The sequence below is a fragment of the Pseudomonas sp. M30-35 genome (genome assembly GCF_002163625.1).
Classification (GTDB): domain Bacteria; phylum Pseudomonadota; class Gammaproteobacteria; order Pseudomonadales; family Pseudomonadaceae; genus Aquipseudomonas.
Map to the genome: position 1 here is coordinate 611615 of NZ_CP020892.1, position 14791 is coordinate 626405.

The 14791-nt window shown below is 54.5% G+C and carries 13 protein-coding genes; 7 read left to right on the forward strand and 6 right to left on the reverse strand.

Annotated features, from left to right (window positions below; genetic code table 11):
- Nucleotides 1–144 precede the first annotated feature (144 nt).
- On the forward strand, nucleotides 145–1923 hold the full coding sequence (locus tag B9K09_RS02690) for an acyl-CoA dehydrogenase C-terminal domain-containing protein (RefSeq protein WP_087515406.1): 1779 nt from the start codon (nucleotides 145–147) through the stop codon (nucleotides 1921–1923).
- Nucleotides 1924–1981: 58 nt separating this feature from the next.
- Here the strand turns inward: B9K09_RS02690 and B9K09_RS02695 are convergent, their stop codons facing one another.
- Both B9K09_RS02695 and B9K09_RS02700 read right to left on the reverse strand, forming a co-directional pair.
- On the reverse strand, nucleotides 1982–2590 hold the full coding sequence (locus B9K09_RS02695) for an endonuclease (protein WP_371917428.1): 609 nt from the start codon (nucleotides 2588–2590) through the stop codon (nucleotides 1982–1984).
- A gap of 483 nt (nucleotides 2591–3073) precedes the next feature.
- Nucleotides 3074–3634, reverse strand: a complete 561-nt coding sequence (locus B9K09_RS02700; protein WP_087515408.1) for an NADPH-dependent FMN reductase — start codon at nucleotides 3632–3634, stop codon at nucleotides 3074–3076.
- 284 nt (nucleotides 3635–3918) lie between these two features.
- On the opposite strand from B9K09_RS02700, the gene B9K09_RS02705 reads away from it, so the two are divergent.
- Both B9K09_RS02705 and B9K09_RS02710 read left to right on the forward strand, forming a co-directional pair.
- Complete coding sequence (locus B9K09_RS02705; RefSeq protein WP_087515409.1) at nucleotides 3919–4149, forward strand: hypothetical protein; 231 nt, start codon at nucleotides 3919–3921, stop codon at nucleotides 4147–4149.
- Nucleotides 4150–4281: 132 nt separating this feature from the next.
- Entirely contained in the window at nucleotides 4282–4440 is a 159-nt protein-coding gene (locus B9K09_RS02710) for a YqaE/Pmp3 family membrane protein (protein ID WP_006991541.1), read from the forward strand.
- 95 nt (nucleotides 4441–4535) lie between these two features.
- Here B9K09_RS02710 and B9K09_RS02715 read toward each other — a convergent pair whose 3' ends face one another.
- The 3 genes from B9K09_RS02715 to B9K09_RS02725 form a co-directional block, all read right to left on the reverse strand.
- On the reverse strand, nucleotides 4536–6092 hold the full coding sequence (locus B9K09_RS02715) for an acyl CoA:acetate/3-ketoacid CoA transferase (protein WP_087515410.1): 1557 nt from the start codon (nucleotides 6090–6092) through the stop codon (nucleotides 4536–4538).
- A gap of 82 nt (nucleotides 6093–6174) precedes the next feature.
- Nucleotides 6175–7560 carry a GntP family permease gene (locus B9K09_RS02720; protein WP_087515411.1) on the reverse strand — a complete coding sequence of 462 codons (1386 nt, stop codon included), beginning with the start codon at nucleotides 7558–7560 and terminating at the stop codon, nucleotides 6175–6177.
- 324 nt (nucleotides 7561–7884) lie between these two features.
- Entirely contained in the window at nucleotides 7885–9360 is a 1476-nt protein-coding gene (locus B9K09_RS02725; protein WP_087518953.1) for a sigma-54-dependent Fis family transcriptional regulator, read from the reverse strand.
- 334 nt (nucleotides 9361–9694) lie between these two features.
- On the opposite strand from B9K09_RS02725, the gene B9K09_RS02730 reads away from it, so the two are divergent.
- The 4 genes from B9K09_RS02730 (at nucleotide 9695) to B9K09_RS02745 (ending at nucleotide 13808) form a co-directional block, all read left to right on the forward strand.
- Nucleotides 9695–10693 carry a DctP family TRAP transporter solute-binding subunit gene (locus tag B9K09_RS02730; RefSeq protein ID WP_087515412.1) on the forward strand — a complete coding sequence of 333 codons (999 nt, stop codon included), beginning with the start codon at nucleotides 9695–9697 and terminating at the stop codon, nucleotides 10691–10693.
- Nucleotides 10694–10742: 49 nt separating this feature from the next.
- On the forward strand, nucleotides 10743–11219 hold the full coding sequence (locus tag B9K09_RS02735) for a TRAP transporter small permease (protein ID WP_087515413.1): 477 nt from the start codon (nucleotides 10743–10745) through the stop codon (nucleotides 11217–11219).
- Nucleotides 11209–12504 (forward strand): TRAP transporter large permease, encoded by a 1296-nt coding sequence (locus B9K09_RS02740; RefSeq protein ID WP_087515414.1) that lies wholly within the window; start codon nucleotides 11209–11211, stop codon nucleotides 12502–12504. The genes B9K09_RS02735 and B9K09_RS02740 overlap by 11 nt, the downstream gene beginning before the upstream one ends.
- A 206-nt stretch (nucleotides 12505–12710) precedes the next feature.
- Nucleotides 12711–13808: a GGDEF domain-containing protein gene (locus B9K09_RS02745; RefSeq protein WP_087515415.1), complete on the forward strand. Its 1098-nt coding sequence runs from the start codon at nucleotides 12711–12713 to the stop codon at nucleotides 13806–13808.
- A gap of 29 nt (nucleotides 13809–13837) precedes the next feature.
- Here B9K09_RS02745 and B9K09_RS02750 read toward each other — a convergent pair whose 3' ends face one another.
- The gene (locus B9K09_RS02750; protein WP_087515416.1) at nucleotides 13838–14788 is read right to left on the reverse strand and encodes a class I SAM-dependent methyltransferase; all 951 of its coding nucleotides are present in this window, start codon (nucleotides 14786–14788) and stop codon (nucleotides 13838–13840) included.
- Nucleotides 14789–14791: the final 3 nt, after the last annotated feature.

The following is a 14791-nucleotide window of genomic DNA, read 5'->3' on the forward strand; positions in this document are numbered from 1 at the left end:
CCATCTGGCGGGTCTTTTTGTTTCAAGCGTATGCATACATTTTGTGGATTGCCGGTCATAACTCGACCCTATGTGTCGTCAATGTTGTTCGGTTACACTCGAAAGTCTGTTGCGAATTTGTATTCAAGTTTTGAGGAATGACCCATGGCGGACTACAAAGCTCCCCTGCGCGATATGCGTTTTGTGCTTAACGAAGTATTTGAAGTATCCAAGCTATGGGCTGAGTTACCAGCTTTGGCTGAAGTGGTTGATGAAGAAACCGCCAATGCAATTCTTGAAGAAGCTGGCAAAGTCACTGCCGGTATTGTTGCCCCGCTCAACCGCAGCGGCGACGAAGAAGGCTGCACCTGGAGCAACGGCGCGGTGAAAACCCCGGACGGTTTCCCGCAGGCTTACAAAACCTACGCCGAAGGCGGTTGGGTTGGTGTCGGTGGTGATGCCATGTTCGGCGGTATGGGCATGCCAAAAGTGATCTCGGCGCAGGTCGAAGAGATGGTCAACTCGGCCAACCTGTCGTTCGGTCTGTACCCTATGTTGACTGCTGGTGCGTGCTTGTCGATCAATGCGCACGCCAGCGAAGAGCTCAAAGAGAAGTATCTGCCAAACATGTATGCCGGCACTTGGGCGGGCTCCATGTGCTTGACCGAACCGCACGCCGGTACTGACCTGGGCATCATCCGCACCAAGGCGGAGCCACAGGCTGATGGCAGCTATAAAGTCAGCGGCACCAAGATTTTCATCACCGGTGGTGAGCACGACCTGACCGAGAACATTATCCATCTGGTGCTGGCCAAGCTGCCTGATGCCCCAGCCGGGCCGAAAGGTATCTCGCTGTTCCTGGTGCCGAAGTTCATGGTTAACGCTGATGGCTCGCTGGGTGAAGCTAACAGTCTTTCGTGCGGGTCGATCGAGCACAAGATGGGCATCAAGGGTTCAGCAACCTGCGTGATGAACTTTGACGGTGCTACCGGTTACATCATCGACGCGCCGAACCGTGGTCTAGCTGCGATGTTCACCATGATGAACTACGAGCGTCTGGGCGTGGGTATCCAAGGCCTGTCGACCGGTGAGCGCTCTTACCAGAGTGCCATTGAATATGCCCGCGAGCGTATTCAAAGCCGTGCGCCGACTGGCCCGGTTGCAACTGATAAAGCCGCTGATCCGATCATCGTGCATCCAGATGTACGGCGCATGCTGCTGACCATGAAGTCGCTGAACGAAGGTGGTCGTGCGTTCTCCAGTTATGTCGCCATGCAACTCGACACCGCTAAATTCAGTGAAGAGCCTGTTACACGCAAACGTGCTGAAGAGTTGGTCGCGTTGCTGACTCCAGTGGCTAAAGCATTCCTCACCGATGTGGGCCTGGAAACCACTATCCATGGCCAGCAAGTGTTCGGCGGTCATGGCTTTATTCGTGAGTGGGGCCAGGAGCAGCTGGTTCGCGATTGCCGTATCACCCAGATTTACGAAGGCACCAATGGTATTCAGGCGCTCGATCTGGTCGGTCGTAAGGTGATTGGCAGTGGCGGGGCGTTTTATAAGCACTTCGCTGACGAAATCAAGGCGTTTACCGATTCTGCCGATGCTTCGCTGGCCGAGTTTGTTGAGCCATTGAAAGGTGCAATCACCATTCTTGAGCAGATGACAGCAGACCTGCTGGAACGCGCCAAAACCAATCCGAATGAAATCGGTGCGGCGTCGGTCGAGTACTTGCACGCCTTTGGTTACACCGCATATGCCTACATGTGGGCGTTGATGGCGCGCACGGCGTTGAGCAAGCAGGATGAGGGCGACTTTTATGTCAGCAAGCTCGGCACTGCACGCTTCTATTTCGCGCGGATTCTGCCGCGGATTCACTCGTTGAGCGCTTCAGTTAAAGCGGGTAGCGAAAGCTTGTATCTGCTTGACGCTGAGCAGTTTTAACCGGCCGCTCCAGGTAACTAAAAACCCGCTTCGGCGGGTTTTTTAGTGCTGCGAAAAGTCAGTTATTGCTGATGCGCTCGGCGAGTGATGGGTCGTCAATGAAGCTATTACGAATACCTTGCAGCTCGGCGATTTTCTCGTTGCGTGTTTTTTCACTGGGATCAGGCGGGTCGATCTGATTCCATTGTTTATACATCTGCACTGAGCCAATGATCGGCAAGTCGTATTCACTGGCCATGTAAAAGATCGCGCGAGCAATGTTGCCTTTGGCGTCATCACGCGGCTCAACCAGTTGAAAGGTCGCCTGCATCTGGCAGCCAACGTCAGCGAGCTTATTGGCTGCGCTGTCATCCAAATCACCAAACTGGGCATTGCGCCTTACTAGCTCAGCCCGAGTTAGTGCCGGGTAGAAGTTGTGCAGATCGGCTTTCATGTAGGGGTAGCGCGGGTTGACCACTGCGCACTGGTTGTCGGTAGAGCAGCGCAAGGCGCGTTTCAGCTGCTTGCTGCTGTAGATCTGGCTGACCGTAAACAAGCTGCTTTGCTGGCTGAATACCTGGCCGCAGTAGAGTGACGCGCCGCCGGCGGCATAAACATCTGTCCACAGCAGTTGTACGGCTGCCTTGAAATCCGCAACCTGTTTTTGTCCACCGGTCGGGCCAGCCAAGCTGGCATTGCTTGCTAAGCAAGATAGGGCGCTTACCATCAGTACTTTTAGGTTTGGCATTGGTATTGGCATGTTGTGTCAGCTTTGTTGTTTTTGTCGGACAAGCTGAAATGTGAGCAAAATCACACTGAAAAGCAAGCCAACCGAGTGCTTGCTTGGGTGAATGTAGGAAAATGCTTACGCAGCGTGTCATGTTTTGCCACTATTGCCAGAGACAGGAAGTGCGTAACTTATGTGGTGTGGACGTAGCGCAGGAAGCGCGAACTTCTAATCATGGATACGATGGAATGCCTGCCAGGATGGCAAGCAGATCAAGGATGGTCAGCAACAGTCTGCATGAACCTCGCTTTTAAAGCGGGGTTTTCTTTTTTCTGGGGTTTGCTTTTTGCATTCACCCGCTCGCCGAAGTGACTGACCTTAGTAACAGACGCCGCCACAGCACTCATGCCGATTGCTACTGCGACGTCTTCGTGCGATCTCCCTTCAGGCCTTGTAGTGTTGCTCAACCCATTTAGCGTAGGCGTCGATAAACGCCTGTAAAAATGGTTTGACGCTGTCACTGAGCTGGCTGTTTTCATCGAAGAAATTACCGGCACCCCCCAAGTAGGCTTCAGGTTGCTGCATGACCGGTACATTGAGAAATACCAGTGACTGACGTAGGTGATGGTTGGCGCCAAAGCCGCCCACCGCGCCCGGTGACGCGCTCAGGACGGCGCCAGGCTTATTGCTGAAGGCGCTCTGACCATAAGGGCGTGAGCCAACATCAATAGCGTTCTTCATCGGCGCTGGTACTGAGCGGTTGTACTCTGGCGTCACAAACAGCAAGGCATCGGCTGCATTCACTTGATTGCGAAACTGGGTGTAGGCATCGGGTGCCGGATCGACATCAATGTCTTCGTTGTACAGCGGTAAAGTGCCGATCTCGACGATCTTCAATTGCAGTGAAGCCGGAGCCAAGTCAGCCAAGGCCAGTGCCAGTTTGCGATTGATAGAGGCTTTGCGCAGGCTGCCGACCAAGACGGCAACGGTGTATTGCTTGCTCATAGTTACTCTCTCTGCTGAGTAAGGGGGAACACAGTTCTAAGGGTGCGGTAAAACTATAGCCACTTAACCTTGACAGTCTTATGCCGCAAAGGTTGATTTCAAGTTGAAATCGGTAGACTGTGCAGTAAAAGCGTCATCAACCCTGAGGATACTCAGCGTTATAAAATAAGCTCACGCTTGAAATGCTAGGCGTGTTATCGCAAAGCCTTAGCGATCTCTTTTGTTTTGCTGCCTCCTGACCACTGTTTTAAGTGACGGCGTACCTCGCGCTCAAGGAGAACACCATGCATACCTACAGTTTTACTCATTTTGATTTGTTCGACCCAGCGCTGCAGCTTGAATCTGAAGAGCAGGTTGATGATTTGTCGACGGTCGCGTCTGCTGCTGCCCAGACTGTTGAATCTGAACAGGCGAATATCCACCACAAAATTATCAGTGTTATTGCAGTTATTGAGCGGTTTAATTGCCAGTTGAGTGCCCCTAAAGAGCGGCCCAGGTCAGAACAACATCGTTAGCCTTGGCTTAGTGATGTAGGAAGAATATTCTTCGTTTACGGATTGCGGACAAGCACAAAACGGAACTGTCAGGGCAATCGCGAGTCAAAATTCGCATACCCAGTGCTGGGCAATTTGCAAAGGAGTTTCTCAATGGATCTGATCCGAATTTTGATTGCTATCCTGCTACCGCCACTTGGCGTGTTTCTGCAAGTCGGCTTGGGTGGCGCTTTCTGGCTGAATATTTTGTTGACCTTGCTTGGTTATATCCCAGGCATCATCCACGCAGTTTGGATCATTGCCAAGCGTTGATCCTTGCTTTCGCGAACTCCAGAGAACCGCACATAATGTGCGGTTTTTTGTGCGTGCATGCTTTATCTCAAAAGTCTTTTTTCAAGATAATCACCTTACGAATGCAGTGTTGCTTTAAGGCCCATAGCGCCTTCAGCGAATAAGCGGGCATCCATTAGTTTGGGTTCACGCACGATTGGCATAAACGCCATACGCTGCAAAATATCGCGCTGCAGATCAACGCCCGGAGCAATCTCAATCAACTCCAAACCTGCTGTTGTCAGTTGGAATACGCAGCGCTCGGTGACATACAGCACCGGTTGTTGACGCTCAGCTGCAAGTTTTCCGGCGAAGGTGCGGTGCTCGACGAGCTCGACAAACTTGCACATGTCGCCGTCCTGTTTGATTTTCAGTTGCCCGTCGACAATCTGGATATCCTGCTTGCCAGCACTGAAGGTGCCGACAAATACCACGCGCTTGGCGTTTTGACTGATATTGATGAAGCCGCCAGCGCCCGCTAGGCGATTGCCAAACTTGGATACATTGAGGTTGCCTTCGGCGTCCGCTTGGGCCAAGCCAAGCACGGCCAGATCAAGCCCGCCGCCGTCGTAAAAGTCGAACTGGTACGGTTGGTCGAGCAGCGCGCTGTGATTGCTTGCTGCACCGAAATCCAGACCCGATGCGGGCACACCGCCGATTACCCCGGGTTCAGCGGTAAGCGTGAGCATATCAATCATGTCTTCTTCGGCCGCGACGGCCGCGACGCCTTCCGGCATGCCAATGCCGAGGTTAACCACTGCCCCCGGTTTCAGTTCCATGGCGGCGCGTCTGGCAATTAGCTTGCGTACCTCCAGCGGCAGTGGCGCCAAGCTGTCGAACGGGACGCGGGCCTCAGCGGAAAATGCCGGGTTATAAGCGGTGGCAAAGGTTTGTTGATGGTTTTCTGGCTGTGCAACCACGATGCAATCAACCAGAATCCCCGGAATTTTTACGTCACGCGGGTTGAGTGTGCCGCGTTCAACAATGCGTTCGACCTGCGCAATTACCAAGCCGCCGCTGTTATGCGCAGCCATCGCAATAGCCAGACTTTCAATGGTCAGGGCTTCGCGCTCAAAACTGAGATTGCCTTCGCTGTCGGCACTGGTTGCGCGGACAATGCCGACATCGATCGGAAAGGTTGGGTAGAACAAATAATCTTGGCCATCAATCGGCATTTTGCGCACCAGGTCGATTTGCGTGCGCTGGTTGAGTTTGCCGCCGCCGAAATCTGGGTCAACGAAGGTGCCGAGGCCGACTGTTGAAAGTTGGCCGGGTTTGCCCGCGGCGATGTCCCGGAATAATTGTGATATCACCCCTTGCGGTAAGTTGTAGGCTTCGATGAGGTTATCCACAGCCAGCTTCTGTAAGCCCGGCACCAAGCCCCAATGGCCACCGATGACCCGGCGTACCAGACCTTGATGAGCGAGGTGATTAAGGCCGCGGTGTTTGCCGTCGCCTTGGCCGGCCGCATACACCAGCGTTAGGTCACGCGGGCTTTGCTCCTGTTGGAAACGATGCTCCAGGGCGATGGCGATTTCTTCAGCGAATCCAATGCCGACAAAACCGCCGGTGGCGATGTTGCTGTTATCGGTTATGCGCGCCACGGCTGCGGCTGCGCTCATGACTTTACTCATGGTGAGTACTCGAGAGCTAAGAGGGTCGGATGCAATGGTGAATCAGCCATGCCGAACCAAGTTGGCTCGGCATGGCTGTGGTTTAAAAACTACCGAACAGGGTGCCGAGGGTGATCACCACCACCAGCGCAAGCATCGGGAAAGCCACGGTGTTGACGAAGATAAACTTGTACGACTCGCGGTGCGTGAGCTTACAGATCGCCAGCAAGGAGATAACCGCGCCGTTATGCGGCAGAGTGTCCATGCAGCCAGAGGCCATGGCGGCGACGCGGTGTAACAGTTCAGGGCTGATACCGGCGGCGGTTGCCAGCGTCATGTATTGCTCGCCGAGGGTTTTCAGGGCGATCGACATACCGCCGGATGCAGAGCCGGTGATGCCTGCGAGAATATTCACCGCCACCGCTTCAGATATCAGCGGGTTGTCGGAGACGCCGAGGACCAGATCGCGGATCACCACAAAACCTGCGAGGGACGCGATAACCGTGCCGTAGCCCACTTCCGCAGCGGTATTCAGGATCGGCAACATTGAGCCAAACGCACCGTCGTTAACGGTTTTCTTAAGATCCATCCAGCGCTGCCAGTGAATCACGATCAGCAGCAAAACGGCGACCGCCAAGGCAACAATAATCGCCCAGATACCGATCAAGGATTTAGCGTCAGACAAACCACCAAACTCAGGTTTGGCCAAGTAGCTGGCGTCGATATTCGGCAGAATTTGCTTGGCCATTAAGAAGTTCAGGCCAATCACCAGCAGAATCGGTAACAGTGCCAGCCAGAATCCCGGCGTGTAGGCGTGCTTTTCCAGAATCGGGTCATCCTGATGTTCGCCGTAGCCTTCACCTGCTGTTTTGAGTTTGCGCGCTTGAGCGGTCAGCCACCATGTGCCCAAACCAAACATAATGGCGCCCGCAATAACCCCAAGGCCCGGCGCAGCAAAGGCGTCGGTGCCGAAGAACGGGTTGGGAATGGCGTTCTGGATCGCCGGAGTACCCGGCAGCGCGGTCATGGTAAAGGTAAATGAACCCAGGGCAATTGCGCCCGGAATCAAACGCTTGGGAATACCCGCCTCGCGAAACAGCGCAGCACCAATTGGATACACGGCAAATGCCACCACGAACAACGAGACGCCGCCGTAAGTGAGAATGCCGCAGGCCAGGACAATTGCCAGAATGGCCCGCTCGCTGCCGACTTTAGCGACGATGCCATGAGCAATTGCGCGGGCAGAGCCGGAGTCATCCATTAACTTGCCGAATAATGCCCCGAGCAAGAATAGTGGGAAGAACTGAATAACATAGCCGCCCATGGCCTTCATAAAGACTTGCGTGTAGGTCGGCAGCAGCATGCTGACTTCGCCGGAAAACAGTAGCGCTAACAGGGCAAGCAGCGGTGCGAGGATCAGCACGTTGATGCCGCGATACGCTAGGTACATCAACAGTGCGAGTGAAATCAGAATACCGAGGGTACCCATAGACCTTTCCTTTTTGTTGTTGTTTTAGGCGCCACTCTATTCGGCGGGCCAATCAAGGTGCGCGACACAAACAGGCATACGCAGACCGTACGCTTGCTAGAGCGAAACTTGTGCCAAGCTGTTTTCAGACTTTAGTTGTACAGAGGTTGAACGCCTCAAGAGCGAGGCTCTTGGAGCATTTAAACAGTGTTGGGCAGAGTCAAGGTCGCAGCGATATAGGCGTTAAGAGTGTCTATATAATTGGACATGTCTTGAATGCTGGAGCGCTTGACGAGGCATGTGTCCAGCCTTTTGGACATTGGAGTGCTCGCCTACTGAGTTTGGCTAGCGCTCAACCATGCCGTGTTGTTGCAGCTTGTTGTACAGGCTGGCGCGGGATATTCCCAAGTGAATTGCCGTCTGCCTGCGGTTGCCCGAGCAGGCGTGCAAGGCGGCTTGCAATGCTTGGCGTTCGGCTTGCGCTAGGCTGTGTGCAAGCGGTGTCGGCTGGTCTTGGCTGGGCTGGGGCAATCGGGCTGACTCATTGGCAGGCGCAGCGCTGCTGATCCCCGATGAACTGAGCAGCGGTTGAATCAATTGAGCATCGAGTACCGTGCCTTCTGCGGCCAGTTGCACGCGCTCAAGCAAGTTGCGCAACTCGCGCACGTTGCCTGACCATGGCTGTCTCGTCAGCAATTGCAAGGCTTCGTCAGTTAGCTCCATTGGCGCTTGGCCTGAGCGATTGGCGATGTCATCCAGCAGATGTTCGACCAGTGCCGGAATATCTTCCCGGCGCTCACGCAGTGGCGCTACATTCAAGCTCAGAACATTGAGGCGGTAGTACAAGTCGTCCCGAAACTGGCCGCTGGCGACTTTGCTTTCCAGGTCGATATGGGTTGCCGCGATGACTCGCACATTCAGTGGTTTTACTTGATTCGAACCCAGCGGCTCGACTTCCTGTTCCTGCAATACGCGCAGCAGTTTTGCCTGCAAGGGCAGGGGAAGATCGCCAATTTCATCGAGAAACAGAGTGCCGCCATCGGCCAATTCAAACTTGCCAATACGCGCCTTGCGATCCGCACCGGTGTAAGCGCCGGGAGCCGTGCCGAATAATTCAGCCTCAACTAATGTTTCCGGAATCGCCGCGACATTGACCGCAACAAAGGCGCCGTTGGCCCGTGGCGAGAGGTTGTGGATACCTTGGGCGAGCAGTTCTTTGCCGGTACCGGTTTCGCCACGGAGCAACACCGTTGCATCCAGTTGTGCGGCGCGTCGGGCCTGGCGTTTGACTTCGCTGGCGGCGTGACTGGTACCAATAAAACCTGCAATTGTGTAGCGCGCCCGTCGGGCCTTGGCCAACTCATGCTGAGTGGCCAGTAGCTGATTCTGCAGAATGTTGTACTTGGCCATTAACGGCTTTAGATGCCGGGCGCGATCAAACAGTACGAAACCTAAAGCGCCGACCAAGGTGCCGTCTTCATCGCAGAGCGGAATTCGGGTAACCACAAAGTGCTCATCGCCGAATGCCATCAGATCAAGCATGCTCGGCTGACCGCTTTCGACCACTTCACGCAGTCTGCTGGCGGGCAGAACTTCTTCGATTTCTTTGCCCAGTACACTGCGCGCATCGCTGATGCCTACCTTCTGCGCGTACTTATCGTTTATCCATACAATCCGCGCCTGGCGGTTCACTGCGATGGTGCCCTCGCATTGTGCATTGAGGTGATCAAACAATAACGGCATGGCCACGGCGCGAAAGCGCTCGGGTGATACGCCGATGATCAAACCATCGTGGTCGAGGTCTTCGCGGGAAATAGTCATCGCCAGCAGCATCCAGATAAAACAATCAGACGATTATGGGCAGGCCCGCGTCTGGTTGTCCAAAGCATGCGCATCATGCCTTTTGATAATGGCGCTTTGTGCAGGCATTTGAGATAGTTAGCTGGCTATGCGCTAGCCGCTAGCTGGCCACTCGCGACTCACAAGGTCAAATGAGTGGTTTCAACGCATAAATGCGTGCACTTTGTGCCAACCCGGCACGCTCAGGCGACCTATCCGCTCGCCGCTGGATCTGCCGAACGCAGTTATCAATACTGTGTATTGAGCTTCGAGCCATAAATAATAAAACGATATCGATCCACATCAAGGATGCCCGATGAAATTTTCCCGTTGCTTTACGCTGCTGGCGACTGCCGCTGCTTTGTCTGTTGCGATGACTGCTCAGGCTCGCGAATACTCTGTTTCAACCGTTCTCTCGGACGCTTTCCCATGGGGGCAAGCTGCGCAGAAGTGGGCGGATTTGGTAAAAGAGCGCTCAGAAGGGCGCATCACCCTGCGGGTTTATCCGAATGCTCAACTGGTTGCTGGCGACCAGACCAAAGAGTTTTCGGCCATGCGCTCCGGGTTGATTGATATGGCTGTCGGCTCGACCATCAACTGGTCGCCACAAGTGCCAGAGCTCAACCTGTTTTCTGTACCCTTCCTGATGAAAGACAATGCTGACCTTGACGCAATCACTCAGGGTGAGGCGGGCAAGTTGGCGTTCAGCGCTATCGAGAAACGCGGCATCATGCCGTTGGCTTGGGGTGAGAACGGCTTTCGTGAGCTGTCCAACTCGGTCAAACCACTGCGCACCCCGGCTGATCTCACTGGTCTGAAAATCCGTGTGGTGGGCTCACCGTTGTTCCAGGACACCTTCACTGCGCTGGGGGCTAACCCAACGCAAATGAGTTGGTCCGATGCCAAGCCTGCGTTAACTACTGGCGCGGTCGATGGCCAGGAAAACCCGATCTCGGTATTCGATGTGGCGCGGGTTGATCAGGTCGGTCAAAAGTACCTGACGTTGTGGCACTACATGGCGGATCCGCTGATTTTTGCGGTCAACCAGCGTGTCTGGAAAACCCTGCCGGAGGCTGATCGTGAACTGCTGCGTCAAGCTGCACTGGACGCGGGTAAGTGGGAAATAGAGTTGTCGCGTGGTCAGCAAGAACAACGATTGGCCGACATCCGTTCGCGAGGTGTTGAAGTCGTTGAGTTGAGCGATGCTGAGCGCAGCGCTTTCGTTGAAGCAACGCAAAGCGTTAAGCAAAACTGGGAAGCGAAAATCGGCCCAGAGTTGATGAAAGCTGCACAAGACGCCATTGCTAAACCCTGACCCTGTGTGACCCGCAGGCCTTCAACCTTGCGGGTAGTTTGAGGTTTTTATGAATAAACAACCGGACGCACGCATAGAGCGTGCGCTGGCGACGCTGGCGCTGGTGATCATCAGTTTGATCAGCCTGGCTAACGTGGTGGTGCGTTATTTCACCAATGCATCCTTTGCATTCACTGAAGAGTTTTCGGTGTTTTTGCTGGTTATCCTGACCTTTGCCGGTGCGTCTGCGGCGCTACGGCGTAATCGTCACATTCGCATTGGCATGCTTGAACGCATGTTCCCGCGCCTGCGCACGCCACTGATCTTCCTGCAGTGGCTGGCAGCGATGACGGTGCTGGGGTTGATCGTCTGGTACGGCGGTCAATTCGCGCTAGAGGAATACCAATGGGATTCTGAATCACCGGGCTTGGGCCTGCCGAATTGGTGGTATGTGGTCTGGCTGCCAGTGTTGGCGCTGTTCATGGTCTTTCGACTGACCCAGATGAGCCTTGATCGACTGCGCGGGAGACTCAGCGATGAGCCCTGATATGTGGTTGATTGTGAGCTTTATCGGCTTACTGGTGCTCGGTGTCCCGGTTGCATTTGCCTTGGGGCTTTCGGGCGCCATTGGCATTATTGTCGGTCTGTCACCAGATATGCTGGCAACTCTGGGCACCAATACCTACAACGGTGTTGCTAAATACCCGTTGATTGCGATTCCGTTGTTTATCCTCACCGGTCTGGTGTTCGAGAAAGCGGGTGTGGCCTTGCGTTTGGTTCGCTTTGCCCAAGCGCTGATCGGGCCTCGGCATGGTGGCTTGGCGCTGGTCGCGATTCTGGTTTGTTTGATCATGGGCGGCATGAGCGGCTCGGGTCCGGCGGATGCTGCTGCGGTCGCGATGGTAATGTTGCCGAGCATGACCAAGGCCGGTTATCCGAAACCCTTCTCTGCGACGCTGATTGCGGCGTCCGCCTCGACTGCGATTCTGATCCCGCCCTCGATTGCCTTGATTCTTTATTCAATCGTGGTGCCGGGCGTTGATCTGCGCGCGCTGTTCGCAGCGGGCCTGTTTCCGGGAATCATCGCTGGCTTGGTGTTGCTGCTGCCTGCATGGCTGCTGTCGCGCCACTATGGTTGGGAGTCGCCTGACAGCGCAGAGCGTCCACCGGTGTGGGCGAGTTTCAAACAAGCGCTGCCCGCTTTATTTGCCCCGGTCATTATTCTCGGTGGCTTGCGCAGCGGGCTGTTCACTCCGACTGAAGCCGCCGTTGTTGGTGTGGCTTATGGCGTGGCGATTGGCCTGTTTATAACCCGTGATCTCGACTTGCGCAGTTTGTGGAAGCTCTGTGGCGAAGCGGCGATGATCTCGGGTGTGGTGATGTTGATTATCGCCCTGGCTGGGATATTCGCGTGGGCCGGGACCATGCTCGGCACATTCCGCCATTTGGCTGAGTGGTTGATCTCGTTATCAGACAACAGCACGGTGTTGCTGATACTGGTGATGGTTGCAGTACTGCTCGCGGGGATGTTGCTCGATGCGATATCCATCTACTTGATTCTGATGCCAATCCTGATTCCAGTTATGCAGCACTTTGGCTGGAACCCGGTGTGGTTCGGCATTTTGTTGGCGATGAATATTGCTATCGGTCAGTTCACCCCACCCGTTGCGATCAATCTGATGGTGACGGCCGAAGTTGCCAAGATACGTCTTGAGCAAACTGTCGGTTGGGCGCTGTTATTCGTGTTGGTGATGGGCAGTGCGCTGGTGTTGGTCGCCGTATTCCCAGAAATTGCACTATGGTTACCACGTGTACTTGGCTATGCAGTTTAAATTGCAATGATCGACTGCCGCGTTTCTGACCTTCACAAGCGCGGTGGTGGATGCAACGACGGCAGCCAGTGCTTAGAGCCCTGCAGCGTATGTGTCGCTGCACATGGGGCTATCAAAGGCTCGATTCTGATAGTGGCAATTGATTTCTAAGGTGCCATCACGGTGCTATACATTGATCAAAGTCACCCAAGCGGTCAGGATAAAAAATGTCACTGTTGCGCCCCCAGCAACGCATAAATGACGAGCTAATTGCTTCGGGAATCGAAGACGCTAGCAAGCGTAAGATGATGCGCGTCATTCTGGTCGCGACTGGGGTTACGTTAAGCGGCTTTGCGCTGCTGCAATTTCTCTCTGGCAATCATCTGTTCGCCCTATTCGAAGCCTGCGCATCGGTACTGCTGGTGCTCGGCGGCTGGCGTATCGTTTATGTGCGAGACCTGACCCCATGGGTTTACCTTTACGTACTGCCGACTGCATGTTTCCTGGTCTACATCATAATCATGCCGCAAGCCTCGGCGACTGCGTTCGTGTGGATCTACATGATTCCATTGCTCAGTTATCTATTACTGGGGCGGGCTCGAGGTTTTTTGGTCTCGGTGCCTTTTATGGTGGTGTCGACGCTATTGTACTTTCAGCAACACCGCTACACGCTTGATGCCAGTGGTTTGATTGACCTGGGTAACGCAATACTCTGTGGCCTGCTGACCATTGCCTTTGTGCACATCTATGAAACCTTGCGCGCACAAGCCTATCGTCAGCTTGAGCGATTGGCGCAGACGGATGCATTGACCGGTGTCGATAGCCGAGGCTGCTTTCAGCAAGCGTTGGAACGCAGTATTCACGAAGCTGAGCGCAGCAACCTGGCCATTGTCCTGGTGATCTTGGATGTTGATCACTTCAAGCAGGTTAATGATGAATGGGGACATGTTGCCGGTGATATGGCTTTGCAACACCTGTGCTCATCGATTTTGGAGCGCTTGCGAGTCACTGACAGCATGGGCCGTCTGGGCGGTGAGGAGTTTGGTTTGTTGCTGCGAGATACCGACCTCAAGGGGGCCAAACCCTTGATTGAAGATTTGCGCATGCAGCTTGCCACTTCGCCTTTGCAATACGGCAACCAGCAGATCCCTCTCTCGGCAACCTTTGGTGTCGCTGAATGGCCAAGCGATGGACGCAGTGTTGACGAGCTTTATCGTTGCGCTGACCGGCGTTTGTATTACGGCAAACAACAGGGGCGCAACCAGTTGGTAACTGCGGATAGGGTTGGGGAGCAAGCTGATTTGGTCAGCAGTGCAAACGTCTAGCGATTCCATTGGGCAATGGTGCGCTGGGCCTATTCAGTGTCTGGTGCAAGGCTAAATACCAGTGCCTTCAAGCCACTGTTGGGGTCGATGTCGGCGAACTCCGGCGGATTTTCCAGGCGTTGCTCGAAGCGCAGACTCGGCGCATCGTTAGCCATACCCTCAATCAAAAATTGTGGACCCACATCCGGATCATTAACGCAGGCCAGCACCACGCCTTGCTCGGTCAGCAGTGCCGGTAGGCGGCGAATGATTCGCTGGTAATCCTTACTCAAAGCAAAGCTGCCTTTCTGAAACGACGGCGGATCGATAATGATCAAGTCATATGGGCCGAGCTTGCTAACTTTGCCCCATGACTTGAACAACTCATGACCCAAGAAGCTAACTCGGCTCATGTCATGCTGGTTCAAACGGTGGTTGTCGCGGCCACGACTCAAGGCCGCACGCGCCATGTCCAGGTTGACCACATGCTCAGCGCCACCGGCGATTGCGGCCAGGGAAAAACCGCAGGTGTAGGCAAACAGGTTCAACACGCGTTTGCCCTGTGCGTGCTCGCGCACCCATTGGCGGCCGTAACGCATATCGAGAAACAGGCCGTTGTTTTGTTTTTTGCCGAGGTCGAGTTGGTAGCGCAGGCCGTCTTCACTGATTACGCACTCATCAACCATTTCGCCGTGAAGCACTTCCATGCTGCTATCTGGCAAGTAGCGGTGTTGTAACAACAGGCTTTGCGCCTTGCTGACCTGCCATGGCGTCGATTGAGTCAGCGTCACCAGCATCTGCTTGAGTGCTTCGAGTTCAGCCGCTTGCGGCTCGCGAAACAGCGACACCAATAACACCCCTTGTAGCCAGTCGACGGTGACATGTTCAAGCCCAGCCCATAGGCGGCCACGGCCATGAAACAGCCGCCGTGTTTCAGCTGGGGCTGTGTTCAGGGCTTCGCTCAGATGGTTGTTGAGAGTTGTTAGCGCGGCAGAGTTCATAAA